Origin of the sequence: uncultured Shewanella sp. (assembly GCF_947495455.1) — a bacterium.
Classification (GTDB): domain Bacteria; phylum Pseudomonadota; class Gammaproteobacteria; order Enterobacterales; family Shewanellaceae; genus Shewanella.
On the sequence record NZ_CANLZC010000023.1, the window covers coordinates 24,989 to 51,458 of the forward strand.

22 protein-coding genes are annotated in these 26,470 nt (G+C 42.6%); 4 read left to right on the forward strand and 18 right to left on the reverse strand.

What is annotated here, in order from left to right; translation table 11 throughout:
- Positions 1–8: 8 nt before the first annotated feature.
- The 5 genes from Q0791_RS08495 to Q0791_RS08515 form a co-directional block, all read right to left on the reverse strand.
- Positions 9–989, reverse strand: a complete 981-nt coding sequence (locus Q0791_RS08495) for a hypothetical protein (RefSeq protein ID WP_299004823.1) — start codon at positions 987–989, stop codon at positions 9–11.
- Between the two features lie 51 nt (positions 990–1,040).
- The gene (locus tag Q0791_RS08500) at positions 1,041–4,568 is read right to left on the reverse strand and encodes a hypothetical protein (protein ID WP_299004824.1); all 3,528 of its coding nucleotides are present in this window, start codon (positions 4,566–4,568) and stop codon (positions 1,041–1,043) included.
- Positions 4,555–5,484 carry a DUF4123 domain-containing protein gene (locus Q0791_RS08505; RefSeq protein ID WP_299004826.1) on the reverse strand — a complete coding sequence of 310 codons (930 nt, stop codon included), beginning with the start codon at positions 5,482–5,484 and terminating at the stop codon, positions 4,555–4,557. The genes Q0791_RS08500 and Q0791_RS08505 overlap by 14 nt, the downstream gene beginning before the upstream one ends.
- A gap of 12 nt (positions 5,485–5,496) precedes the next feature.
- The gene (gene tssI, locus Q0791_RS08510; protein WP_299004829.1) at positions 5,497–7,752 is read right to left on the reverse strand and encodes a type VI secretion system tip protein TssI/VgrG; all 2,256 of its coding nucleotides are present in this window, start codon (positions 7,750–7,752) and stop codon (positions 5,497–5,499) included.
- A 323-nt stretch (positions 7,753–8,075) separates the two neighbouring features.
- On the reverse strand, positions 8,076–8,594 hold the full coding sequence (locus tag Q0791_RS08515; RefSeq protein ID WP_299004832.1) for an Hcp family type VI secretion system effector: 519 nt from the start codon (positions 8,592–8,594) through the stop codon (positions 8,076–8,078).
- 592 nt (positions 8,595–9,186) lie between these two features.
- Between Q0791_RS08515 and Q0791_RS08520 the strand changes: the two genes are divergently transcribed.
- A protein-coding gene (locus Q0791_RS08520; RefSeq protein WP_299004835.1) for an IS3 family transposase occupies positions 9,187–10,346 on the forward strand; the annotation gives its coding sequence in 2 pieces (ribosomal slippage) (positions 9,187–9,436 and positions 9,436–10,346; 1,161 coding nt in all).
- A gap of 95 nt (positions 10,347–10,441) precedes the next feature.
- On the opposite strand, the gene Q0791_RS08525 is transcribed toward Q0791_RS08520, so the two are convergent.
- The 13 genes from Q0791_RS08525 to pepB form a co-directional block, all read right to left on the reverse strand.
- Positions 10,442–10,597, reverse strand: coding sequence for a hypothetical protein (locus Q0791_RS08525; RefSeq protein ID WP_299004837.1), 156 nt, complete (start codon positions 10,595–10,597; stop codon positions 10,442–10,444).
- Between the two features lie 265 nt (positions 10,598–10,862).
- Positions 10,863–11,393 (reverse strand): hypothetical protein, encoded by a 531-nt coding sequence (locus Q0791_RS08530; RefSeq protein WP_299004840.1) that lies wholly within the window; start codon positions 11,391–11,393, stop codon positions 10,863–10,865.
- Between the two features lie 28 nt (positions 11,394–11,421).
- Entirely contained in the window at positions 11,422–11,910 is a 489-nt protein-coding gene (locus Q0791_RS08535; RefSeq protein ID WP_299004843.1) for a hypothetical protein, read from the reverse strand.
- A 7-nt stretch (positions 11,911–11,917) separates the two neighbouring features.
- Complete coding sequence (locus tag Q0791_RS08540; protein ID WP_299004846.1) at positions 11,918–12,403, reverse strand: hypothetical protein; 486 nt, start codon at positions 12,401–12,403, stop codon at positions 11,918–11,920.
- Entirely contained in the window at positions 12,384–13,016 is a 633-nt protein-coding gene (locus Q0791_RS08545) for a hypothetical protein (RefSeq protein ID WP_299004849.1), read from the reverse strand. Before Q0791_RS08545 ends, Q0791_RS08540 begins: the two co-directional genes overlap by 20 nt.
- 61 nt (positions 13,017–13,077) lie before the next feature.
- A complete protein-coding gene (locus Q0791_RS08550; protein WP_299004852.1) occupies positions 13,078–13,488 on the reverse strand; it encodes a hypothetical protein in 411 nt (136 codons plus the stop codon).
- Positions 13,481–15,340 carry a hypothetical protein gene (locus Q0791_RS08555; protein ID WP_299004855.1) on the reverse strand — a complete coding sequence of 620 codons (1,860 nt, stop codon included), beginning with the start codon at positions 15,338–15,340 and terminating at the stop codon, positions 13,481–13,483. Before Q0791_RS08555 ends, Q0791_RS08550 begins: the two co-directional genes overlap by 8 nt.
- Positions 15,341–15,415: 75 nt before the next feature.
- Positions 15,416–15,874, reverse strand: coding sequence for a hypothetical protein (locus Q0791_RS08560; protein WP_299004857.1), 459 nt, complete (start codon positions 15,872–15,874; stop codon positions 15,416–15,418).
- Positions 15,871–17,175: a pesticin C-terminus-like muramidase gene (locus Q0791_RS08565; RefSeq protein ID WP_299004859.1), complete on the reverse strand. Its 1,305-nt coding sequence runs from the start codon at positions 17,173–17,175 to the stop codon at positions 15,871–15,873. Before Q0791_RS08565 ends, Q0791_RS08560 begins: the two co-directional genes overlap by 4 nt.
- Positions 17,176–17,362: 187 nt before the next feature.
- Positions 17,363–17,884, reverse strand: coding sequence for a hypothetical protein (locus tag Q0791_RS08570; protein ID WP_299004861.1), 522 nt, complete (start codon positions 17,882–17,884; stop codon positions 17,363–17,365).
- Positions 17,868–20,585, reverse strand: coding sequence for a type VI secretion system tip protein TssI/VgrG (tssI, locus tag Q0791_RS08575; RefSeq protein WP_299004864.1), 2,718 nt, complete (start codon positions 20,583–20,585; stop codon positions 17,868–17,870). The genes Q0791_RS08570 and tssI (Q0791_RS08575) overlap by 17 nt, the downstream gene beginning before the upstream one ends.
- 264 nt (positions 20,586–20,849) lie before the next feature.
- On the reverse strand, positions 20,850–21,368 hold the full coding sequence (locus Q0791_RS08580) for an Hcp family type VI secretion system effector (protein WP_299004867.1): 519 nt from the start codon (positions 21,366–21,368) through the stop codon (positions 20,850–20,852).
- 528 nt (positions 21,369–21,896) lie between these two features.
- The gene (gene pepB, locus Q0791_RS08585) at positions 21,897–23,174 is read right to left on the reverse strand and encodes an aminopeptidase PepB (RefSeq protein ID WP_299004870.1); all 1,278 of its coding nucleotides are present in this window, start codon (positions 23,172–23,174) and stop codon (positions 21,897–21,899) included.
- Between the two features lie 483 nt (positions 23,175–23,657).
- Here pepB and sfsA point away from each other — a divergent pair, with 483 nt between their 5' ends.
- The 3 genes from sfsA to gluQRS all read left to right on the forward strand — a co-directional run bounded on the left by sfsA (position 23,658) and on the right by gluQRS (position 25,931).
- Positions 23,658–24,362, forward strand: a complete 705-nt coding sequence (sfsA, locus tag Q0791_RS08590) for a DNA/RNA nuclease SfsA (protein WP_299004871.1) — start codon at positions 23,658–23,660, stop codon at positions 24,360–24,362.
- 168 nt (positions 24,363–24,530) lie between these two features.
- A complete protein-coding gene (dksA, locus tag Q0791_RS08595) occupies positions 24,531–24,974 on the forward strand; it encodes an RNA polymerase-binding protein DksA (protein WP_248938269.1) in 444 nt (147 codons plus the stop codon).
- An 81-nt stretch (positions 24,975–25,055) separates the two neighbouring features.
- Positions 25,056–25,931 (forward strand): tRNA glutamyl-Q(34) synthetase GluQRS, encoded by an 876-nt coding sequence (gluQRS, locus tag Q0791_RS08600; protein WP_299004880.1) that lies wholly within the window; start codon positions 25,056–25,058, stop codon positions 25,929–25,931.
- Positions 25,932–26,470: the final 539 nt, after the last annotated feature.

A 26,470-nucleotide genomic window follows, 5' to 3' on the forward strand; every position in this document is an offset into this window, starting at 1 on the left:
AATCTGCATCACTGGTTCTTAGCGATAGCCGTTAAGGTTTGCTCAAAATCCTCATCACTCATGTTGCGCCAAAAATGGCTATCACGTTCAGACCCTCGCAGGCCCTTATCATCAAAAGCTTTGGTGGTGGGGTCTTTTTCTCGGGCAGGCTCTAACACTAAAATATCCGGCATGGGGGACGTCACATCCATATAGGCCTGTACCATGTTCCACAGGTAATGATATTCCGCCACTTTCGGACTGCCCGGCATCAAGCTGTGCAGCGGCACACCAAAGGAATAGCCGTTATATCTATGTACCAAAAATAGCCCATAGTTCATGGCACCTTGGGGTGTGGGGCTGGAAGTTAAAATACAATCAAACTCATGAAACGGATGACTAAAGCGAGCTTTACCATTGCCTTTATACAAGGTCACCATGCCAGTTTTTCGATTAAGCTCATAATGCTTTTTGGCCTTTAAAAACCAAGGGGTAAAGTAGCCTTTGTCCATCAACACCAATTGCCCCCAAAGTAGTGCACAGGGAATAAATAAATAAATAAATAAATAATAATAATATTCTAATAAATCTTGAAAAGAAAAATACTGACTAAACAGCGCAAGAACAAAAGTCACCACACAACTAAAAGGGATCATATATAACGCGATAAACTTTGCCACCACTGAAGTCGTTAAATACAATCCTCCCCAAGCACTCATTTTTTCTTCTTTTAAAACGGTCTCATTCCAGTATAAATGCCGCTCCCCTGAGGTGAGTTTATCTTGTATTTCTCGGTACTCTGAAGGCTTAAACCCTGAGGCTAGCTGGGGGGAAATCATGCTACTGGGTTTAGTAAAAGGTAAATGTGTCCCTTTACGGATAGACAGTTCCCATAAGCCCTTAGGGGGGATCACTTTGTCTGCTATTGGCTTATCACTGCGATAAGCACTCATTTTATAATGATGATTATCAACTTGTTGATAGTCAACGTGTTTTAACGATGCGCTCATGTTCTTCCTTAATGTTTCATTAGAGGCTAAGCTCTCAAAAAATTGTTATTGTTATCTCAAGGGATAATGCTGCTCATCGGCCCAATAATAATCGTTATCTGTAAATTGAGGCTCAGCTTTAGGGTTCGCCTTTTGAGTCAGCTGATCGAGAGGCAAACGGGGAAAGGCTAAGTCATTTATGCTTAATTGCGCCCGCACACTAAAGTGGGGCTCAAATTTCTCGATACGCGTGCCAGCAGGGATCCACGTGAGCTCTGACTTTTCTTTTGGTACCTTAAGGTTAAAGTTCAACAGGTATAGTTTGCCCTCAATAGTATCAATGGTCTCAATAACTGGACTGTTCACTTTAGCTTGTTGAATAATCTCAATGCTGGGCGTCGGCGGAGTAGGCGTTGCTCGAGTGAGTTGTTGAGTGCCCTTTTTAATGGCTTGGCGGGCAAAAAAGCGCAAGTTCACTTGCTCGGCATTGAGTAACTGTAACAAATTACTGCGCACTAAAATACCGTGGGTGACACTCCTCTGCTTAAATTTGGCGATGGCCTCGGGTGGAAATTTGATTTTATCGATAGAATAAGTACTGATAGACAGCGACATGATAATATTAATCAGCTGCATAAAGGCCTCTTGAGGCTCTTGCAATTTGGCATAATCACCATCCATTGCTGGCTCCTCACCAAAGGGGCCGTTTTTCAGCCATGTCTCTATGGGAGTGTCTTTAAAGTAGTAATACAGCAGGCCCCCTGCTACCGCAATGCCTATGCCGAGCCAAGCTATGGGGCCAAAGCCTAAAAAGCCACTGCTTGTGAAAAAAGTAGAGGCAATACTGGTCATGGCGGTGCCCACCGCCACCATGCCCATGGCCATGGCCGCATCGTTATCTTTTGCACTATAAAGCCGCACACTATCCCACACCGCAATGCCCGCAGTGAGCATACCGGCAGCAAAACTGGCTACTTTTAATAACTGCAAATGCTGAACTAACTTGATCTTACCCGAGGCAAAGGTAAAACGAGCAACGGTATCAGCCGAAAAGCTGTGCAACACTTTATCACTCAACTTCACGATTCGAGAAGCATCGCTCGCCGTCAGTTTATAGGCATTCACAAGAGCAATACTCAAATCAACTACAGCACTTGTTACATTCGCACCTATTTTTGTAGCATTACTTTCTGTTTTTAAGCCTTCAATAGTCTTCTGTAAATTAATGATCTCAATGGCCACCAGCCAATAAGGTAGTCGTAATTTTTCATAGCTGTTGCTGATACTGCGGCCTTCTTTATGCAAATCATCCAGTACTTGTTTCAGCTTCATTTTATCTTTGGCCAGCTCACTGTTTTCGGGCACGACCACCACGGAAGCCTTTTGGCGACTTAGGGCTTTGGTTCTTGGCTTAAACTGTGACTTTTTGGTGGAGGCGATTAACTGGCCATTGTCATCGTGCAAGCTGCCATAGGCCACATTACCTTTGCCTTTTTGGTATTTATAGGCTTTCTCAGCTTGTGTGACGCCATATTTCAGCCCCGCGCCGTGCACGCCCACCACGTAACCTTTTACCGCTTCACCTGTGGTGGGCACATACACCATTTCACTTAAATACTTAGAATTTACCGCTTTTAAGGTGCTCAAAGCTGGGGCATACAAAGCAGTAAAATTAATCTGCGTACTTTGCTTCATCGCCTCCGTTTGTAACTTGAGTAAAAGTTCAAACAGGCCTTCAAAAACATTACCTATCACGCCAGATATGCGCCTAAAGTTGCCAAACTGCTCTTCACCGTTATCCACCATTTTGGTGGCCAGCAATAAATCAAGGGTCTCGATTTTATCTTCACTCATGAGCAGATTATCATCGGCCCAGCGAGCAATGTTGGCAGGATTGGCCAAACCTGAGCCATCGTTATCCGCCTCAGGTGGCGTATACTTGCTATCGAGTGGCACCTCATCGGTACTGACAAATAAAATCGAATGCAGCGGATGTTTATCCTCAGGGTTCAGAAAAGAGGCTAACGTGGCTAAATGCGCGTGGGGCTTTTTGTCCTCATTTGGCAATAAAGTATCCATGGCGTCGGGATCCATATTAAGTGCCCCCACGGCTCTGCCCGCCAAAATATGGGCCGTTGCGCCATTGATATCATTGAGTGAGCTGAAATCTTTAAGGCAAATGGCGGTTTGTTCATCATTAAACACGTTAGCCAATGAATCTTGTAACACTCGGCAATCATGGCGAAACTGACTGCGCTCGATAGTGCGAATGCGGCGATGAAAGGCAGCACCATAGTTGGCATTAAGCTCATCATTGAATTTATGGTAGGGATTGGTTTTATCGCCCATCTTTTTGGGCATAATAATGCGCTGGACTAATTCGGCACTTTGCACATGAGGCTCTTGCCCCGCTTGAGCTTGCACATCTTGTAAATACCTAAAACAAGACAGAGTCATAGCGCTATGGTGGCGTAATATAAAGCTTTGGTCGGCAAAAGGCAGCACATATAGCTTTCGCGCTTTAGCATCGTTAAGATAATCAGTAGACTGACCCACATCATCAAATGCTATGCCTTGATTGGCCGAGCTTGTGATCTCTGCCAGTGCCGCGCATTTGGCGCCATATTCTAATGCTAACTCTGAGTTATTTTTAAATACCTCAAGCGCTCCACTGCCCCCTTTTTGCAGCTGATCTTGCTCCGCTTTGACTTTTTGATACAGGCTACTCATATAATCGCCAGATAAATCGCGATTGAACAGCAAAGGATTAGCCAATTCCAGTTCGACCTCCACAGCCCGTGTGCGCATCGGCTCTAAGGTTGAAGCCTTAACTAAGTCTTTGTCTCTATCTATATTGACCTGAGAAAACGCCACTGTTCGCTCGGCTAACGCATCTTCAGTTTTTTCAAGAAAGTTAATTCTTGCACCACTCCATTGCACTTCTGAGTAAGCGATGCGTAAATGAGTCCCGTCTTCATTATCTTTAGCGGGCAGCCAAATATCATTGAGTGGCACACCCGTTGCCACACGGGGATCGCTGCTCAATGGCTTATTCCGCCCTGCACGATAAGCATAAAGATGCACATCTCTAAGCTGTACACTACCATCATCTTGAGTGCGAATTTCAATCTCTCGCCATGCTCGGCCGCGATAAAACACATATAAATAGCCATTACGTACGGGCGCTAACCTGTCTCTGTCTTTAAGGGAAGTATCAAAGCTGGGCATTAAGGTCAGCGGCATAATGGCATGCAATAAATAATTTTGCCTATCATCCGCAACCCGCTTTGACTGCACCACGGCATCGTACAGAGGCAGCATGATATCTTTCGATTCAGTGTTCTCTTCTGATCCCGTTTTGACCGCCAACCAAGCATTCAATAGACTGGGTTGTTCGCAGCAGTTCCAGCTATGAATACATGAATCATCAAGCATTTCTGTTTCTACATGTTTTTCAAGAAACTCTTGTTCTATTTGATCCGTTTCATCAAATAATTTAATGCTTTGTGCATCATTGTGATCAATGCCCGTGACCTCAATAAAGAGTTTTTTCCCCGCACCATCACAGGCCGGTCCTTGGCTAATTTTATTCACAGACATATAAAGCATCCTTTCTTAACATGGTTTCTAAACATTGTAATTTTTCGTGAGCACTGAGTGCATTCAAGCTAGGATCAGACAAGCGCGCTTGATTAATTTGAGGATATTGTTGACGTAGATGAAAATAAGCATCTAACTCTTGCACTTGATAAAAACCCAATTGCTCAGCTTGTTTGATATAAGTACGATATAAATTACGTTCGCCTACACTGGGCATTGATTGCCTGCTCTCTTTAAAAAAACGCACAATATTTTTGTCATCAAATTGCAACTCTAATGCTTGTTGCTGCGACTCTCGTAATTGCCATAACGGAAACAAGGCTTGAGGCTCTGCCGAATCACTGTCATGACACAGATCATAACTCGGCTCTGGGTTTTCAACTTGTCGCCATTGACCTTGAACCTCTTCCCCGCCACTGTACCATTGCTCATACCAATGCAGATATAATAAGGGCCCCATCCATTCTTGAGTGTCTTTGAGCTGAGCTTCTCCAAAAAAATACCGAGCAACATTAGGGTTTTGAAAGTGAAATACACCTTTTCGTTTACCCGAAAATTGGATCAATACTCGATGACGGAGATAAGCTAACACCATGTCAAAAGACACCGTTGCTCTAACAGAGACAATGATCCCCGACAAAGGCGCTTGATTTTGAGCAACAGACTCTAGATTAGCGAATAATTGTTGAGCATTGGATTGAAACACTTCAAAGAGCGGATCACCTTGAAAAAGATTAACCACATAAGGACTTTGCTCAATGAAATCCGCAAGGGGTGTATCAATATAAAGAGGTGCGATATCGGCATGACCCGCATAGGTATATATTTCTCGTGCTAATTCTGGGTGAGCATGCGCCACTAGATAATGAGATAACATGATCCCATCGCTATCGTGTTTAGGTAGGGTTAATGTCATATCCATCACACCTTATCGACAGGGGCAATCAGTGAGTGGACAAGAGCCATCAGCTTGTTTTTGACAAGCCTGAGTGATTGCAGCGTCTTCACGTTGATCAATAATCAATTTGTGTTTTAAAGCAGGCGTGACAGCAACTGTGGCTTGGCTTGCATTTTCTCCCGCCGCAGGCGCTGCAGAGGGCTCTGCTGGCGCTTCATTGGCAGCAAGCGTCACGGCGGTGTAATCAAAGTTGGCTTCACCTAATGTGGTTTCAAGTGTGGCGGCCTGTATGGCCAGTTCCGCGGCCTCGGGGTTAATGGCATCGTCAAGGGTTTCGGGTAAAGTCGGTTTTTGCGGGCTAGCGCCGCTGCCACTGCCTTTGCCGCCGCCCGCATTAAGGTTAATGGCTGAGCCCGACACATGCACGCCGCCACTGTCCACTTTCACGAAACTGCCTCCTGCTTTGACTGTGATGCCAGATGCTGCCTCAATCACCACTTTTTGGCCCGCTTTAATATGTATTTCACTGCTGGCTTCATCCACCCACATTTTGCCCGCTTTGACATGTAAGCTGCCACTGACTTGCAGATGATGATTTTTCTTGACTAATGTACGGCTTTCACCGTCAATGTTGACATGCTCATTGCCACTCACTTGGGTAAAACGTTCCCCTTCGATATGATGATGTTGATCTTGTTTAATGTCTTGCACATGATCATTTTCCACTAGAGTGTTCATGTCTTTTTGCGCATGCAGGTAAATTTCTTCCTCACCCACTTCGTCGTCAAAATACAGCTCGTTACTGCCTTCCCCTTGATGGGTTTGGGTTTTCATGACCATGCGGCTTTGATGCTCAGGCAAAGGATAAGGGGGTAAATTCAGCGCATTATGGGTGCGACCCGTGATAATAGGTTGGTCGGGATCCCCTTCGATAAAAGAGACGATAACCTCATGACCAATGCGCGGCACCGACATCATGCCATATTGACTGCCCGCCCAGCCTTGACTCACTCGCACCCAACAGCTTGAGACATCGTCTCCATTGCTGTATCTGTCCCAAGGGAATTGTAATTTGACTCGGCCAAACTCATCGCAATAAATCTCTTCCCCTTTAGGGCCCACCACCACAGCTTTTTGCACACCATTCACTAAAGGTTTAGGATTAGGTGTGGCCTGCCAAGGGCTATTGGCTGGAATGACAGTAAATTGATTATTAAAGGTGGTAGGAGTGGTACTGTTGGTTTCTTCCGCGCCGGCACCTTGTACCCCTTCATGGCAGGCCTGAATAAGCAGCCAATCACGATTAATTTCATCATCACTGTGGCCTGTTAAAGGAAATTTATAGCCTGCTTGCATGGCAATAATATTGCCTTTTCCTTTAGCTTGCACCGCGTCACGGCGTAAATAATTCAACCTTGCTTGCGTAAACACTTGGCCGTTGTCATCGTCTTTAAAGCGGCCGGGAAAATCAAAGTGTTCATAATTAGTATTTTGGTGCGCAAGATCATTGGCTAAGCTTTCTAGCAAAAAGGTATAATTGGGATTTTTAAAGCTCGCATCTTTTAATTGCACGCTGGCAGGTTTGACTTGATGGGTTAAGGTCAATTGCCGCACAAAAGGCGCACCGGACACTCCGCCACTGAGGGCATTGTAAGGCACATGGGCTTGCAGGAAACTCAGCTTTAAATTGGAATCACTAAAGACTAAGGTATGGCCCGTCGCGGTATGCTCAAAATGATAAACCAGTCCTTCTTCGGCCGCGAGACGATGAATAAAATCAAAATCCGTTTCTCGATATTGCACACAATATTCACGTAAGCGCTCATTCAACGCGGGATCGCAATTAAACGCAAAATCAGTGATCCCCATTTCATTTAATATAATAGAGATAATCGACAGCACGCCTGTGGCTTGAAAAATTCGGCTATTTTGCCGCAGCTTTAAGCGCGACAGTGCAGGCACTAAGGTTAGATAGTATTGAGTATAATGATGACCCGTATCGCCTTTAGTAAAATCACTCACGATACCATGCACTTGACGGGTGATTTCACCATCCACCGCCCATTGCATCAACCCAGGTAAATCGACAATGTCCATAGGACTCAAATCGCTTTGACGGCTCAGCAAGGTCAACTTCACTTCAAAAGGCGTGGATAAGCCCTCATTGAAACGAAACTCAGTCAATGCAAAACACTCGGGATCTAGCCCTTCTGCAGAGAATTGATATCTCAGCCCTGTGCCCGCTAATATACCTGTTGCCACTTGCTCTGTTGTTGATGCTGTCATTCAAAAATCCTTTTTATTCCAGTCCCTAATACGCGCGCATTGCTAAATTCTGCTCATCTTACGCATCACGCTTAACTTATCAATACAAACTTAGCAATACAAACTTAGCAATACAAACTTAGCAATACACTCGCTTTAAAAAGATGAAAGGCTTCATGTTGAAGCCTTTATCTTTTCATTATTAAACACTGCTACTGCACTATTACTCTAACAAAGTGCCCTAACAAATGTGCTCTAACAAATGTGCCCTAGCAACATACTCTAGCAAAAGTACGCTAATATACGCTATTAGCAATAGGGCAAAACACGATTCATACTGAGCCTTAGGCTTCAGTCGGCTTACGCCAGTCATCAGCACCTGATGTGCCCGCAATGGTGTGATCCCAATTAATCTTACGATAAGCAAGCGACACTTTAACGAGCTGAGTGAAATCTGATTGCGAAGGATCTTGACAATGTGGCATTTGACAATCGATATCTACTATGGTTGCTCCTTCTAATGTGGTTGAGAAGAAGTGCTCTTGTTTACCTTCGATAGAAGTGCGGTACCAGTTTAATACCACAGAGGTCAGTTTCTCACCCGTTGATAAGGCGTTATACATGAGCGGTACCGCTTTGTTTAACGCAACAGTGAAGATAAAGGGCTTATGAACACGTTGACCCGAAGGTTGGCCGGATTGAGGATCTGTCGGTACTGTTACAATATGATTGAACTCTTGCACTAGCATCTCATCTTCATGACCTTCAACGAAGATATCACCCACAGAATCAGAAGTGAAAGCACCTGCAGTAATGTTACCCTGAGTTTGACCTTCGATTGAGATATAACATGGTGTTGGCATAGTTTAATTCCTTTTTAATTAACTACTTATTTATTTTTAACTGTCGTTATTTTACTGGCTTGCCCTATCATATAGTAGGCATGAGTGTGGCCAACAAAATGACAAAGTAAGTCCTTTTTTATCCAACTTACTTCGAACGATCTAACGATGCATGAAAAGTGAGCACAGTGAGCACAGTGCCTTCTTGACTTTCTACGGTGAAGCACACTGTAACGACCACTTTTCTAAATTTCATCCTCAATAAAGCATTTAGTGTGCCAACTTTTAAAGCTGTTGTTTTTAAAGGTAAAACATTTTCAACGTGAAAGAAATCGAGCAATAACTTGCTCAAAATGAGCAAAAAATTGCTCAAAACGAGCAAAAAATTGCCCACCTTTTTATTGAAAAAAGCTGAAATAATAGGCTTTAGAAAATCGAGAGAATCATTCTATTAGCTCAAACAAAGTGGTTATTTATACAAAAAACAATTCTTAACTATAATTTTTATGCATTCATCAATAAAAAATCAGGCCAGCCATAACAATATGTTCTGGTCTAATTCCATCGGACACTTAATTTTGAGACAGTATCGTTAATAAATTAAGAGGTCTATATGAGTTTGAAGAAATCGCATAAAAGTTATCCGCAAGCATTTAAAGATGAAGCAGTCTTGATGGTGCTAGAGCAAGGTTACAGTGTTGCAGATGCTGCCAAGTCACTTGGCGTGGGTACAAGTCTACTTTATACCTGGAAAGAAAAGTATGAATCCAAGCAACAAGGATTGACTTTAGAAGAATCTGAGCGTGATGAACTAAAACGATTGCGTAAAGAAAACAAAGAATTGCGTATGGAGAAAGAGATCCTAAAAAAGGCAAGCGCCTTCTTTGCGAAAGAAATGAAGTAAAATTTCAGTTTATTAAAAAACACGCTAATCAATTTCCTGTAGCGCTGTTATGCCGTGTGATGAGTGTCAGTAAATCTGGCTATTACGATTGGTATAAACGCCCTGCGAAGGTGATAAACCTTGATACGTTGATGCTTTATCGCCGTGTTCGGCATTTATTTAAGAAAAGTCGAGGCAGTCTAGGGAACCGTGAAATGGTGAAGCGATTACGCAAAGAAGGTTATCAAGTTGGCCGTTATTTAGTCCGTAAAATCATGCGACGTTTACGACTCAAGGTGACTCAACGCCAAGCTTATAAGGTGACAACAAAGCGAAAACACAGTGATAGCGTTGCAGATAACCTGCTAAACATGAACTTTAATCCAATTTCTGCTAATCAAGTTTGGGCAGGTGACGTGACTTATCTGAAGACGGGTGAAGGCTGGATGTATTTATCTGTAGTGATGGATTTATATTCACGTCGTATAGTGGGGTGGCACATAGATAAACGCATGACGACAGACTTGATTTCTAAGGCATTAATGAAAGCTTATAACGTTCGGCAACCGCCTAAAGGCTTGGTATTTCACAGTGACAGAGGCTCACAATATACCAGTAAGCAATTTGGCAAGCTGTTATCGAGTTATGAGATCCGTGCCAGTATGGGGGATGTGGGCGCATGTTGGGATAATGCAGTCGTCGAGCGTTTCTTTGGTAGCTTGAAACACGATTGGATTTTAAAAGTTAATCAACCAACAAGAGAGTCTATAAAGAGAAATGTGGCTGACTATATGAAATACTACAACTTAGAGCGGCTTCATTCTGCTAATGGCGATCTGTCACCTGTAGAGTTTGAATATTCTCAACTAAAAGTGTCCAATTTGGGTTGACCAGTACAATATGATTTAACAATAACAATGCCTGCCCCAGTTACTTTCTTCGAGTAGGTTGGCGTCATCCAAACATACTGCCGCTTCTGGCTTTTTCACCTTACATGCACTGCCACCTTCTTAATAAAGAGTCTCACCGCCGCCCCCAGCTTGATTTTAGATAATAAGTGCAGAGTGAGATTCACCTTAGCTCCCACCAAATGCACACCTGCGGGATCCACTTTTAAAAAGCAGACTTTGATCATTTTCAATCAACTGCTGCATGTCTTTTTGGGCGTGGAAATACACCACCTCTTCACCGGCTTGATCCTCGACCCTTTGCTGTTAAAGAGAGGGCTCGTTACTGCCTTCGCCTTTGTCGCTTCAGGTTTATCACAGATCACGGTTTTTAAGACAGTTCGCGTTTGATGGTCCGGCAATGCCACACTGTGAAAAGAGTGCGGCAAGTTAATGGCATTGTGAGTGCGTACCGTGATTATGGGTTGGTTTTAATAATGCTCATTCTGATTATTCAAACTACTTAAGCGGTTGATTATTAATTGCGATGATTTCAGTCCTTATTGGATCACTCTCCTTATTCAGTAATGAACCAATCCATATCACACCACGACCTATCATTACCCCTTCACTATAACGGCGTATTTTATAAAAATTCTGATGAGCAAAGGCATCTTTCACTTTTTGGTTAATAATCTCTTCATAATGCGCAATAAAATCTGATTTATTATTAATTCCTAACACATTACCATCAGCAACTCGAATTGAAATTGGGTAATGAACTTTATCAGCCACTTCAGCTTTACAATTTTTAGCTATATCATTTTTTAACTCATCAAAAAAAACTTTAAACTTCGAAGCGGAATCGATACCTGAGTTGTAAAAATGCTTCTCAGGTACCTGAAGTTTTTCATTTTGTTGTTGAACCGTACCCGCTTTAGTCGAACTACAACTATCCGTTGGCTGAGCCTTAACAGAAATAGTTAAGATGACGCTGACAATAAAAAATATCGTTGGCGTCACTTTATATAATTTATTGATTATTATCATATATCCCTTTAAAAATAACCATCACAACTCATTGGCAAGAAGCAATTTTATCCATTTTATAAAAAAAACCATCATAACTTTCCATTAGCTTATTCTGGCCAATTACTTCATAACGAGTATAAAAATTTTTCATATCACTCTTTTCGAAAACTTCGATATAATGAATAAAATCTCTTTCAGGCATAAATCCATAAAATACACTATTTTTTGGCGGGACCACTCCCTCTTCCTTTTCTACTTTTTCTATAACCACTTTATAAATTGGTGGTTTTATCTGGCTGATAAAATCACTAAAAATAGTCGGGCACAAGATAATTTTATCTCCAATGTGTTGTTTAGCTTGCTCCACTGTTGTCAGGCCACCTCGATACCTTTGAACATCCACTACATTGTAATGGCCATAATAAGTGTTTATTTCATCCTTATTATGATCATTCTTGGCACATGCAGTCACTATTGCTAGCAAAGCCAATAGAATACATACGACAACTTTCCCTATTTGATTAATTAAAGACATCAAAGATTCACTGATTATTAATGCCAATAATTTTTGTTTCAAAGTCATCTTGCTCATGTAGCTTAATCGAGCCGATCCAAACCACGCCTCTGCCCAACATCACGCCATATGAATTTTCTTTGATGTCATTAAAATTCTGATGAGCAACGGCATCTTTCACTTTTTGATTAATAATCTCATCATAATGCTCGATAAAATCCGTTCTCGTTTTAACACTTAATACTCGTTCTTTTGATATTCTAATTGAAATGGGATAACTAATTTTAGCCGCTACACCTTGTTTATTATTTGAGGCTACGTCTATTTTCAACTCATCAACAAATTGCTTTAGCTCACTCGCTGAGTCAAAACCTGAATAGTAAAAAGCGTTTTCAGGTAACTCTGTTGTGGTCGTTTCAATAATGTCTGCTTTTTCATGTGTGCAGGCAGTGAAAGTCACGATGAGTAGTATCGCTAAACAGTATCCACACAGTTTATTGATGAAATTCGGCACAAATACTTTCCTTGCCATAGGTCATGAGTTCTGTCTCTGTCACATAATAATTATTAATGCCGCACACTAATCTTACTGCTTCTTTCGAGTCCATCGCGGCAAAACTAAAAAAAGTATGGTGATAAATAAAGAATGCCAGCATCACCTGAAGTATTATCACAGCCATCAAAAATTGTATGACCCCTTTTTTATCGTGCAGTTTTTTTGGCCAATTATGCCACATGGTCTCACCAAAGAGGCTTTTTCGATAAAAATCTAATGGTGCAAACAACATACATATTGCCGAGATGGGCGTCCAGTACGCAGCGTTGGGTATATCTATGCCGGAAAAGAAGTCAAACAGACTCAACATTCCTCCCCACAATAAGGCCACAGCTAAAAGACAACCACCTTTGAGATGCATGCCCTTATAAAAATAATAAAGCCACGCACCAATAAAACCCCAAAAACTGTTAAAAGCCAGTTTTTCTTTAAAGCTTAATGTCTTAAATTCCTTTGATTTAAAAATTTCGTCTCGGCTGCGCGTTCCTGCATCAAGCGCTTCAAATAGTTTAAAACGTCGCTTCCATTTATCTTTCACGGCTAAATTATCAATATTTATTGTTTCGCTCATTTTTATCGTCCTTGATATGGATATCATTAAATAAAAATCGACTTATCGAATTTTATTGCTTTTATTTAGTCAAATAATTGTAAATACAGAATCCCACAAAGCCTAATCCTCCAAAATTAAAAGCAAGAAGAAAAATGCGATAAATGCCATAATCTTTACCAAAAATTATTTTTATTTCTTTTCGCCAATCTACAATCTCAGACTTGGGGATCCGCCAACCATAACGTAATGTAAAATAAGTAAACCACAAATAGCCTGCCCCACTAAATACAAGCCAAGATGTTCCATTTTCCATTAGCAAGTTAAGCCGATCTCGCAATTTCTGGGGAGCGCTATCAATTATACCTTTTACCATTCCTCGCCTATTTTTACGCAACTTAAAATTCAAAATCGGCATTAGAATTAAAAAAACACCAAAGCCCAAAACGGTTAACAATCCGCAAACCATTCCCAGCAATTCATAATCAATCAAAGATCAACTCCTCTATTTTATCACCAAACTGGTTAGAAATATCACCACCTTCAAGACCCCACGCTAAAGATCCAGCTCCAACAATGGCTATAGAAAGCCCTCCAGTTACAGGCGCAAACGCTAAAGCAGTGCCGATAAGCCACCCAGAACCAACATTAACAACCCCAGATATAACATTTTTGGTTGTTGCACGGGCACAAGCCTCTGTTAACCAGCCATTCATATTACATTGTTGGTAGAGATCAATCCCATTGCCATACAAGGCCGAAATCGTCACCGCCCAGCCAACCTTACCCAGTTGGCTACTGAACTTCATCGCTTCTTTATACAAGCCGCTCATATTGATACCCGCAAGGGATTGAGAGAAGTTCTTGGCTCGATATAGCTGACGTTTATCAATGTTTAAGTAGCGATTGATATTCTTTACCTGAATATTCTTCACATAACCTGGCTGGCCAACTTGTGACATCAAGGCTTTCATTTCGCCTTTAAAGCGATTCGCATCCTTACGCCAATTTTTATAATCTTGATTAGAATACAAGGCCTGCCCAGACAAGCCTTTGGTGCGCTCCGAGACTTCACGAGAGTATTTTGCAAAACTCTCCATTTTTTGCTGAATTCGATTGCCTTGTACTTGCGCGCCAGCTATGACCGCTCCCGTTCCTGCAAGCATGTGCCCCAAATTCCACTCAGTTAGCTCATCACTGCCACTTTCTCCAAGACTCGTCTCTAACCCTGACGTCGCCATCATCAATATCGCGTTCGTGGCAGATTCATGATGCTCGGCAAACCAAGTGCGCTGCTCTTCATTTAATTTCAGATATTCTGTCATGAGCTCATCGGCTTGCTCGATAGCATCGGCTTCATCTTCATGGGTGTATTTCCATGGCGACACTACTACTGGCATACCCGCGAGAATTTGACTGAAACTTTGCTTTAAATGCGGGTTAGTGTTGAGCACATGTTCAATAATTTCAGGTTCTTTTGACAAATAAACTTCTTCGGCGAATTCTTCGACATTGGTGCGCTTATCAGAAAATACTAAATACACATCATCGGTACCTTCGCCCGCTGCACTCTCATTAGTTTCCTTTTCACTCTCATTACTGGCACCAGCAGCTCCCGCTGCACCTCCATTCTCACTACTTCCACCAGCACCCTCACTCATAGTCCCCTGAGACTGCTCCAGCTCCACCGCTTCATATTCAAACACGACCTCTTCGCTTTCAACGGCTTCCAACGTTGCGGCCTGTTTAATGATTTCCCCCGTCTCAGGACAAATCGCTTCGTCTAATGTTAGGGCAACCTCAGGTTTCTTGACTTTGCATTGACTACCCGATCCGGCGCCACCGCCAGAGTTCAAATTCACTTTCGCGCCCACCAAATGCACGCCTGCGGGATCCACTTTTAAAAAACTGCCACCAGCGCTTAACGTGATTTCTGAGCCTGCATCAAGCACTAATTCACCTTTAGATTTCAGATGCACCTCACTGCCTACCTTCATCAGCTGTTTCTTAGCCACTTTTTGATGATGGCTAGCTTTTACCGCTAACATGCTGTCTTTGGTAATCCCCACTAGACTGTCGGCTTCTAAGGTTTGATGATCGTTGCCCGTTATTTGCGTGAATCTATCATTAGTGATATTCCAATGCTGATTACCCAATACATGCAAGCTTAAATCATTTTCAATTAACTGCTGCATGTCTTTTTGGGCGTGAAAATACACCACCTCTTCTCCCGCTTGATCCTCGAAATGCAATTCATTACTGCCTTCACCTTTATGCGATTGCGTTTTTAAGACAGTTCGCGTTTGATGGTCGGGTAAGGCCGCACTGTGAAAAAAGTGCGGCAAGTTAATGGCATTGTGGGTGCGCCCCGTGATTATGGGTTAGCTTTAACAATATCCGTCCTTACAATTGGAATAAAATTACTGATTTATAAATTTTATTTCCATAACGGTTTTATCTTTTCTGTAAGGGTCACTGCCTATCTTAGGCTTTAAATAAAGCATGATGTACTCTATATTCTTATTAGATAAGTGCCCTTTAAAAAACACATAAACTTGATCAATGTAAGTAATAATTATAATGGGTTCTTCATTTTTAAATTGTATCAGTCCATCACATCCACCTTGGAAGCAAAGCTCTCCTGTTGTTAATTTATCCATTTTAATTATTTTTCCTTTTGAGGCGGCATGTTGCTTCATAAAATAATCATAGACAAACTCACCATCAAATGATTTAGCATTACCTATACGATCTTTAATATAACTGATCGCATTATCATTATGATAAATTTCCTGTATGTTATTGAATTTATCTAATTCAAAATCATTTGCCAGTAGTTGAGTACTAACTAGCGCTAACGCTAATATTATGCCTTTCATAGTATTTCCTTTAACATTTTAGCTTCTAGCTCTCTTCTAGAACGATAGTCATCTCTAAAGTTCATTAAATTTGCATACGCCGATTCCCAATCTTGATTGGTGACTTGTCTCCAAAAGTTAGGAGTTTTAATTTTTGAGCTACCATACTGATACTCCACAGATGCAATAACTGTTTGTGCTTGTGAAGGTATGCAATGAAATTTTACATCACTATCTGCATTATACTTAGTCATCAGCCTGCTTGTTGCTTTAGCCTTATTATTAAAGTAAATCTGTTCGGCCTGTTCTTTTGTTATTTTCAGAGGGTTTCTAGCTAAGAATTTTTTAGCTTCTTCTTTTTTATAGCCTAGATAGGGTACTAATTTATCAATTAATTCAATATCTAAATCAATATTTATAAGATCTTGTCTATTTCTAGCACCTAAATCAAAACCAACAGAAACCGTTACACCACTTTTACTACCTTTTGGATCTGGTACATAAGCAGTCAGCTCCATTCCACCTTCTAATATTTTAATAAAGTCAAAATCTATTTTTTCACCACAATCATTATCTTGATTGCAATCAGGACACAGATCTTCAGCGGTTTCATTGTCACTCTCATTACTGGCACTAGCAGTTCCCGCTGCAGCACCAGCAGCGCCTCCATTATCACTACTTCCACTAGCACCATCATTGCTTTGTGCATTCTCACCATTTCCAACAGTGGAAGTCCCCTGCGACTGCTCAATCTCCACCGCTTCATATTCAAACACGACCTCGTCGCCTTCGGTTGCTTCCATGGAGGCAGCCTGCTTAATGAGCTCACCTTCTTCGGGTAGGATAGCCTCATCCAAACATACTGCCGCTTCTGGTTTCTTGACTTTACACGCAGATCCAGAACCTGCGCCTCCTCCCGAATTGAGGTTAACCTTAGCCCCCACTAAATGCACACCTGCGGGATCCACTTTGAGAAAACTGCCACCTGCGCTTAACGTGATTTCTGAGCCAGCATCAAGCACTAACTCACCCTTAGATTTAAGGTGTACCTCACTGCCCACCTTCATGAGCTGTTTTTTAGCCACTTTTTGATGGTGACTAGCCTTAACGGCAAGCATACTGTCTTTACTGATTAAATTTAGGCTATCACTTTCTAGCGTTAGATGATCATCATTAGTCACCTGAGTAAAACGGTCTTGCGCCACATTCCAATGCTGATTACCCAACACATGCAAGCTCTGATCATTTTCAATTAACTGCTGCATATCTTTTTGCGCATGGAAATACACCACCTCTTCACCTGCTTGATCCTCGAAATGCAATTCATTACTGCCTTCACCTTTATGCGATTGGGTTTTTAAGACGGTACGGGTTTGATGGTCGGGGAGAGCCGCACTGAGAAAGAGCGCGGCAAGTTAATGGCATTGTGCGTGCGCCCGGTGATTATGGGTTAAATTAAATACAGCTTTAACAGAGCGTTAATAGGAGCTTTAATAGTGCCTGTCCCAGTTATTCAGTGGCTGTCCCAGTTATTCGTTTCAACGATCGATTATTAATCGCATAAATCTTTATTTTGGCAGGATCATCGTTTCCTAAACTAATTGCCCCTATCCATATAACTCCACGACCTATCCTTACTCCTGAGGAATATCCACGGATTTCATTAAAATCCTGCTTAGAAACAGCATCTTTCACTTGTTGATTAATAATCTCATCATAATGCGCAATAAAATCTGCTCTCGTTTTAACACTTAACACTCGTTCTTTTGATATTCTAATTGAAATGGGATAACTAATTTTAGCCGCTACACCTTGTTTATTATTTGAGGCTATGTCTATCTTCAACTCATCAAAAAATTGCTTTAGCTCACTAGCTGAATCTATACCTGAATTATAAAAATATTTTTCAGGTATTTGAATTGAAGTATCAGCACTCGTATCAAGATTAACATCTGAATATGCATTAACACTTAAACTAAGTAGTAAACATAGTGCTACAAAAATATTAACTACTTTATTGATTATTTTCATAAATCCCTTCTTTAAATAATTTTATTTCAGCCTTTCTACGTCGATCTAATCCAATACTTACTTTCAATTCATTCGTTTGTGGATCCCTCACTTTATTAATATCGGCAAACTCTGCAATCGCAGCATCATAATTGCCTTTATCCATTTGCTTTCTCGCATTGTATCTCGCAAAGCGACCCGCACCAATATTAAAAATCAATGAGGCTGTGGCATCAAATTGCGCTTGATTTAACGGCGCTGACACTAAGCGAAGAATAGCAGCCTCCACAATCTTCGCATCTTGTTTAAACAAGGCTAATGCTTGTTCCTTTGTGATCCCTTGTTCAAATACACCACTTTCTTTTTCTGCTTTCGTTAATTTATGCCCATAACCGATGGTTTCAAAATCTGCATCGTCTAAATATATTATCAAGTCTGGCCCACGAGAAGCCTCCCAAGAATGGATGAACTCTTCACCCGCTACACTAATCGTCAGCGCTTTTTCTGCAATTGGTTCATCTTCAGCCTCTTCCACACCTTCATTGTCACTCTCATTACTGGCACCAGTCGCTCCCGCTGCACCACCAGTACCTTGACTATTACTCTTGTTATCAGCATTGTTGCCACCAGCATTCTCACCATTTCCAACAGTGGAAGCCCCCTGCGACTGCTTCAGCTCCACCGCTTCGTATTCAAACACAACCTCTTCACCTTCGGTTGCTTCCAACGTCGCGGCCTGCTTAATTAGCTCGCCTTCTTCAGGTAGGATGGCCTCATCCAAACATACTGCCACTTCAGGCTTTTTCACTTTACAAGCACTGCCTTTCCCTGCACCTCCACCAGAGTTCAAATTCACTTTCGCGCCAACCAAATGCACGCCTGCGGGATCCACTTTTAAAAAGCTACCACCTGCGCTTAAAGTGATCTCACTGCCTGCATCGAGTATCAACTCACCTTTAGATTTAAGGTGCACCTCACTACCCACTTTCATCAGCTGTTTTTTACTGACTTTTTGATGGTGACTGGCTTTAACGGCCAACATACTATCTTTTTCAATCAAATTAAGACTATTCGCCTCTAAAGTGAGGTGATCATCATTAGTGATTTGAGTAAAACGGTCTTGCGCCACATTCCAATGCTGATTACCCAATACATGCAAGCTTTGATCATTTTCAATTAACTGCTGCATGTCTTTTTGTGCATGGAAATACACCACCTCTTCACCCGCTTGATCCTCAAAGTGAAGTTCATTACTGCCCTCGCCCTTATGGCTTTGGGTTTTTAAAACGGTTCGCGTTTGATGGTCCGGCAACGCATACGGCGGCAAGTTAATGGCATTGTGAGTGCGCCCAGTAATAATAGGTTGATCGGGATCCCCTTCGACGAAGGAGACAATAACCTCATGACCAATGCGCGGCACCGACATCATGCCATATTGGCCGCCTGTCCAGCCTTGGCTGACACGCACCCAGCAACTTGCGCTATCATCGCCGTTACTGTATCTGTCCCAAGGAAATTGCACTTTGACGCGGCCAAATTCGTCACAAAAAATTTCTTCCCCTTCAGGGCCGACCACAGTGGCCATTTGCGGCCCCGTTACGCGAGGTTTTGGCTGAGGTTTAGCTTGCCAAGGGCTGCTGGCGGGAATACTTGTGATCTCATTATGATAAGTCGTCGGCACAGAGGTATTGGCACCTTCGCTGGCCGCCCCTTGAATGCCTTGATGCTTTATCTGTACCAATAGCCAGTCACGATTAAAAGTGTCGTCAATATGCTCGGCTAAATCAAATTTATAGCCTGCACTGGCCTGCATAATATTGCTTTTGCCCACCGCCACTTGCGCATCGCGGCGAAGGTAATCCAGTCTTGCTTGCGTAAACACTTGACCGCTGTCATCGTCTTTAAAACGACCGGGAAAGTCAAAGTGCTCATAACGCAGTTGCTGCTCATCGAGCACTTCGCCTTCACTTTCTAATAAAAACGAGTAGGCAGGATTATGAAAACTGGCATCTTTTAAACGGGTAACAGTGGGCCTGACTTGATGGGTCAAGGCAAATTCCCCCATAAAGGGCGTGTCGGCCACGCCGCCACTGAGGGCATTATAAGGGAAAGGAAAACCAATATTACTCAGCTTTTGGGTGCTGTCGCTAAAGACCAGTGTATGGCCTGTGTCGGTATGTTCAAAATGATAAAACAGCCCTTCCTCGGCCGCGAGGCGGCTGATAAACTCAAAATCGGTTTCACGGTATTGTACGCAATATTCTCGCAGCCTTTCATCTAAGCTTGGATCGCAATTAAAGGCCACATCAAGAATGTTCATTTCAGTCAAAAGGGTCGAAATAATAGAGGTGACGCTTTGCGCTTGAAAAATGCGACTATTGTGACGTAATTTGAGCCGTGATAGCGCAGGTACTAAGGTAATATGATAAACAGTATGGTGATGACCTGTATCGCCTTTTGAAAAGGCGTTGACTATGCCGTGGACTTGACGTTTTATCTCGCCATTCACCGCCCATTGCATTAATCCTGCCGCATCGACAATATCAGCCGCACTTAAATCATGAAATGTGCTCAATAAGGTCATCTTCACTTCAAAGGGCGTCGATAAACCCTCTTTAAACTCGAAATGCACGAGATTAAAGGTGTCTTGCTCTACCCCTTGTGCTTGAAATTGAAAACGTAACCCTGTCCCTGCCAATATGCCATTTGCCGCGCCCGTCATAGTAAAATCCTTTTCCCCATTTAACACATGCTTATTGTTAACGCGTCTGCTTTGCCCTACATCAAGGGGGAACGTTTTAACAATACACACGCTATGTTTCAATAAAAAGCTTAAATAAAAAAGCTTAAATAAAAAGCTTAAATCAAAAGCTTAAATAAAAAGGCTTCAATTGAAGCCTTTTTGAGTCACTCACGATTGATATTCAATCGTCTATGCTTATTGGTTTTTCACTTAATGTGAAACAATTAATGCAAAAAGAAGCCATTAAGCCTCAGTCGGTTTACGCCAGTCATCAGCACCCGATGTGCCCGCAGTCGTGTGATCCCAAATGATCTTACGATAAGCAAGCGACACTTTGACTAGCTGAGTGAAATCGGCTTGAGTCGGATCTTGACAATGTGGCATATGACAATCGATATCTACAATGGTTGCCCCTTCTAATGTGGTTGAGAAGAAGTGCTCTTGCTTACCTTCGATAGAAGTGCGGTACCAGTTCAATACCACTGACGTTAATTTTTCACCAGTTGATAACGCGTTATACATTAGCGGTACCGCTTTGTTTAACGCAACAGTGAAGATAAACGGCTTATGCACACGTTGACCCGAAGGTTGACCCGATTGTGGATCCGTTGGTACTGTCACGACATGGTTAAACTCTTGTACTAGCATCTCATCTTCATGACCTTCAACGAAGATATCGCCCACAGAATCTGCAGTGAATGCACCTGCAGTGATGTTACCCTGAGTTTGACCTTCGATTGAGATATAACATGGTGTTGGCATGATTAATTCCTTTTATTTTAAACGGGTTATTAAATGGTTTTTTAACATCTCGTTTTTAACGTCTCGTTTTTAACAAATCGTTTTAACAGATAGTTAGTTAACATCTATGATGAGCCGCCGTTTATTGTCAGCGTCCATACTTGATATTCTTATTGGATACGAACAAGCACTTTGAGTGCCATGCTCTTTATCCTGCAAACTTTAGGTTGCATCACGCTTTATCCTGCAAACTTTAAGTTGCATCACGCTTTATCCTGCAAACTTTAAGTTGCATCAAGATATAGCATGAAGCGTGCCAATTCTTATATTATTGTTTTTTAATGAAATTTATTTTTAGCTTGTTTTTTTCGGGCAATAAGTTGCTCGAATCGAGCAATAAGTTGCTCAAATCGAGCAATAAATTGCCCAGTTTTATGATGAAAAAAGACATAAAAAAGCCCCCACGCTTACGAATTAACTTCTTGAAGGGAGCCCTTGTTAGTCACATTACATATCGGTGTGACAGTATTAGCAATGATCCCTATTCACTTAATCTTGCAAAAGATCCGCTATGGTTAGCACGCCATGGGCCGTTGCCCCTGCAGCCCACAAACTGTCACCGGAGTCAGAAAATGCCGAAGCTAAGTCCATGTGTAGCCAGTTTGCCTCAGGGTTAACAAAACGGGATAAGAAGCCCGCCGCATTAGAAGCACCGCCTGCACCGCCGCCTTTCATGGGGCGGCTATTCGCCGTATCCGCATAAGGCGAAGGACACATGTCTTGATGCCAAGGATCCAATGGCAGTGGCCATACGCGCTCACCCACCTGCGCCGCTTTCTTCTGTGCTAAGGCTAATACGTCCGCTTGAGGAGAAAAGATCGCATTATAGTTAGTGCCTAATGCCATTACAGCAGCCCCAGTTAAGGTTGCGGCATCAATGATCAAACCCGCTCCAGTGTCACTGGCCGCCTGCAGACCGTCGGCTAACACTAAACGGCCTTCGGCGTCAGTATTCACTACTTCAACGGTGACTCCATTTTTATACGTTAAAATATCACCGAGTTTATAAGCATGGCCACTAATGAGGTTTTCGGCGCAGCACAAGAATAATTTCACTCGCTTATTGAGCCCTGACTGAATAGCCAAACCTAAGGCCGCACTCACCGTGGCCGCGCCGCCCATGTCACACTTCATGCTCAACATGCCTTCGGAGCTTTTAATGCTGTAACCACCAGAATCAAACGTAATGCCTTTACCCACTAAGGCCACTGAAACCGGTGCATCCTTTTCTAATGGATTAAAATCCAGCTCTAATAATGCCGGTGGACGCTCACTGCCGCGGCCCACAGCATGAATACCCTGCCACTGCTCGGCCAGTAAGGCCTCACCTTCTATGATCCGATAAGACACCTTGTCACCACCAATTTTTGCCAGCCAAGTGGCCGCTTGCTCGGCGAGAGTGACGGGCGCTAAATTTTCTGGTGTTGCATTAACTAACTGGCGAGCAAAAAAACTGGCTTCTAATCTATGAGTTAACACCTTACGCATTGCTTCGTCACCACTCCAATGAATATCGGCAATGAAGCGGGCAGTAGCGAAACCTTGGGCAAATGCCCATTGGTTGTCAAGGTTCCACTGCGTGCCCACTAACTCAACCGCCGTGACACCTTGAGAGCGAAGCTTTCGCGCTGCCTGTTGCACTTGGCGTAATGTGTCTCCTTTGCTTAAGTGCACATTGGCTTGCTCATTTTGAAAACTCACTTTTGCTTGTCCCCAATGTGCAGGTACTGCATCATGGGTTAATTTCACTGTCATTCTGTTACTCATTTTGACTCCTTATCGCGCTCTGCTCATCCCCGAATCCCGAATATAGTTAGCCGCCTTCTTCATTTCATACGCTGGTACGCTGGCGCATTCGAGCCATATCCTTCAGTTCATGAGAGAGTCATTACCAAGATGTATTATTTATGTATTCTTTATGATACGGGAAATATAATGCAAAGAGTTTACTCGATCACAAGCGTCAAGCACACCGTTTATCGAACGCTTTACTGCTCCTTATTTATCACAAGCTTCAAGCACACTGTTTTATCACACGCCTTACTGCACCTTATTTATCACACGCCTTACTGCGCCTTATTTATCACATGCTTCACTGGACTTTATTTATCACATGCCTTACTGCACCTTATTTATCACATGCTTCATTGCGCGCTAGTTATCTTATCGCACGCGCTTGAGCTCCCCCTTATTTTCCCCCCTTAATCTTGGTATGCTTTTTATCTCGTCTTCTTTAATCTTTGATGAAATATGAAATTTTCTCCCGCTTTAGAGTCTGGTACCTTAATTAAACGCTATAAGCGCTTTTTGGCCGATGTTCGATTGCAAGATGGTACAGAAGTGACGCTGCATTGCCCTAATACAGGCTCCATGAAAAACTGTTTGTTTCCTAAGCAGACAGTGTGGTTTTCAACCTCCACAAACCCTAAACGAAAATATTCACGCACATGGGAATTAATGCAAACACCCAATAATGACACTATTGGGATCAATACAGGGCGCGCCAACCAAGTTGCCGAAGAGGCGATTAAGGATGGGATCATCACCGAACTATTAGGTTACAAAAGCGTAAAAAGGGAAGTGAAATACGGTAACGAAAATAGTCGTATTGATCTTTTACTTGAGGCGGAAGGTTTACCCCTTTGCTATATCGAAGTGAAAAGTTGCACCTTAATGGAAGATGAACAAGGCTATTTTCCTGATTCTGTCACCGCACGGGGGCAAAAACATTTACGTGAACTCATGGAAATGGTGAAGGCTGGCCACAGAGCAATATTACTTTTTGTGGTACAACACTCAGGAATACAAAGCGTTAAAATAGCAAAGCATATTGACCCTGACTACGCTGATTTACTTCAACAGGCAAAAAAAGCGGGCGTGGAAGTGCTGGCCTATCGCTGCCAATTAAATAAAGACGAAATCAAATTGACTAAAGCTTGTGCATTTAACGATTGAATTTACGCCAAGTCTTGATAAAAAGGCCTTTTGGCCCCATAGTCATACTTGCGTTTTCGCTAAAATAAAATAAAAATAAATTATTTGATTATACTTATGTATTCTGGTATAGATAGCGGCCATTAATTATAGACACCCAGAACGCAAACGATTAACAGGAGATGCGTTATGCCTGAAGGCAACAAAAAACTTGGCGTACTCGCTATAGCAGGAGTCGATCCTTACCAAGAAAAACCGGGTGAGGAATACATGAATTCAGAGCAGTTAAGCCATTTCAAGGTGATCCTTGAAGCATGGCGCGGACAACTGCGAGAGGAGGTCGATCGTACCCTCAACCATATGCAAGATGAAGCGGCCAATTTCCCAGATCCTGTCGACCGTGCAGCCCAAGAAGAAGAGTTTAGTCTTGAATTACGTGCTCGTGACAGAGAGCGTAGACTGATTAAGAAAATTGAAAAAACCCTTCAAAAAATTGAAGAAGATGATTTCGGTTTCTGTGATTCTTGTGGTATCGAGATTGGTGTTCGCCGTTTAGAGGCTCGCCCAACAGCCGATCAATGCATTGATTGTAAAACCTTGGCTGAAATTAAAGAAAAACAACTAGCCGGTTAATCTTACTGGCTTATGAGCGAAGATAATTATATGTCTTCGCTCATTTCATTTTGACTGCACAGCACTTGACTTGACCTTTTTATGCCCATTTCCCCCATTGTTTATCGAGGTCGATTCGCCCCCTCACCCTCAGGCCCTTTGCATTTTGGCTCCTTAGTGGCGGCCTTAGGCAGCTATTTACGCGCCCGTTCTTTACAGGGCCAATGGCTTGTGCGCATGGAGAATATTGACCCTCCCCGAGAACAGTTAGGGGCTGCAGATCGCATTTTGCTTAGCTTAGAAGCCTTTGGCTTTGAATGGGATGAAAGCGTGCTGTATCAAAGCCAGCGAGTGGAGCATTATCAAGCCATCATAGAAACCCTGCTTGACAAGCATCAAGCTTATTTTTGCCAGTGCTCCCGTAAAGAGATTAAAACCATGGGAGGAATTTATGATGGCCGTTGTGGGCAAGCAACAAAATCATCGGGAGCCATTCGCATTCGCAATCCCATTGCCATTACTCAGTTTCAAGATCAAATTAAGGGCGCTATTCCTATTCCAGCGGATTTTGCTGAAGAAGATTTTATCATTAAACGCAGCGATGGTTTATATGCTTATCAATTAGCCGTGGTCATTGACGATGCCTTTCAGCAAATAACGGAAGTGGTCAGAGGCAGTGATTTACTTCTGCCCACAGGTCGACAAATGAGCTTATTTGACTTACTGAATAAACCGCATCCAAAGTGGCTCCATTTACCTCTGGCCTGTGAAGAAAAAGGAAAAAAGTTATCAAAGCAAAATCATGCCACTGCCATTGATATTTTGAAACCCCAACACAGTATTAATCAGGCCTTAGCCTTTTTAGGGCAAAAAAGTGTCACCATTGAGACCGATACACGCATCATGCTGGCTCAAGCTACCGCTCAATTTGATCCCAACGCCATTCCCACACAAACAGAAATACTCATAAGCTCCTAACAGTCCCCCAGCTACTCCCATAAATTGTTCCCAACACCATCCCCAGACAAACAGAAATACTCATAAGCTCCTAACAGCCCCCCCAGCGACTCCCATAAACCAGTCCCAACTCGATTCCCACACAAACAGAAATACGCTTGGATTAACTCATAAGCTCCTAACAGTCGCCCCCACATGACTCCCATAAATTAATCCCAACGCCATTCCCACACAAACAGAAATACTCTTAGGATCCTAACAGTCAACCCAGCGACTCCCATAAACCAGTCCCAACTCGATCCCCACACAAACAGAAATACTCTTAGGATCCTAACAGTCAACCCAGCGACTCCCATAAATTGATCCCAACGCCATTCCCACACAAACAGAAATACGCTTGGATTAACTCAGTTTCACAGCGTTCAAAAACACTCATCAGTCCCCCCAACGACTCCCATAAACCAGCCCCAACTCGATCCCCACACAAATAGATATTTTTTTATTTTAATCAGTGAGTTTTCCCATATTTAATACCGCAATCTGCTCATGAATTCAGTTGG

Coding starts and splice junctions, on each gene's coding strand:
- Q0791_RS08495 (WP_299004823.1), bottom strand. CDS start 989: ATGAGCGCATCGTTAAAACACGTTGACTATCAACAAGTTGATAATCAT.
- Q0791_RS08500 (WP_299004824.1), bottom strand. CDS start 4,568: ATGTCTGTGAATAAAATTAGCCAAGGACCGGCCTGTGATGGTGCGGGG.
- Q0791_RS08505 (WP_299004826.1), bottom strand. CDS start 5,484: ATGACATTAACCCTACCTAAACACGATAGCGATGGGATCATGTTATCT.
- tssI (WP_299004829.1), bottom strand. CDS start 7,752: ATGACAGCATCAACAACAGAGCAAGTGGCAACAGGTATATTAGCGGGC.
- Q0791_RS08515 (WP_299004832.1), bottom strand. CDS start 8,594: ATGCCAACACCATGTTATATCTCAATCGAAGGTCAAACTCAGGGTAAC.
- Q0791_RS08530 (WP_299004840.1), bottom strand. CDS start 11,393: ATGATAATAATCAATAAATTATATAAAGTGACGCCAACGATATTTTTT.
- Q0791_RS08535 (WP_299004843.1), bottom strand. CDS start 11,910: ATGTCTTTAATTAATCAAATAGGGAAAGTTGTCGTATGTATTCTATTG.
- Q0791_RS08545 (WP_299004849.1), bottom strand. CDS start 13,016: ATGAGCGAAACAATAAATATTGATAATTTAGCCGTGAAAGATAAATGG.
- Q0791_RS08560 (WP_299004857.1), bottom strand. CDS start 15,874: ATGAAAGGCATAATATTAGCGTTAGCGCTAGTTAGTACTCAACTACTG.
- Q0791_RS08570 (WP_299004861.1), bottom strand. CDS start 17,884: ATGAAAATAATCAATAAAGTAGTTAATATTTTTGTAGCACTATGTTTA.
- tssI (WP_299004864.1), bottom strand. CDS start 20,585: ATGACGGGCGCGGCAAATGGCATATTGGCAGGGACAGGGTTACGTTTT.
- Q0791_RS08580 (WP_299004867.1), bottom strand. CDS start 21,368: ATGCCAACACCATGTTATATCTCAATCGAAGGTCAAACTCAGGGTAAC.
- pepB (WP_299004870.1), bottom strand. CDS start 23,174: ATGAGTAACAGAATGACAGTGAAATTAACCCATGATGCAGTACCTGCA.
- sfsA (WP_299004871.1), top strand. CDS start 23,658: ATGAAATTTTCTCCCGCTTTAGAGTCTGGTACCTTAATTAAACGCTAT.
- dksA (WP_248938269.1), top strand. CDS start 24,531: ATGCCTGAAGGCAACAAAAAACTTGGCGTACTCGCTATAGCAGGAGTC.
- gluQRS (WP_299004880.1), top strand. CDS start 25,056: ATGCCCATTTCCCCCATTGTTTATCGAGGTCGATTCGCCCCCTCACCC.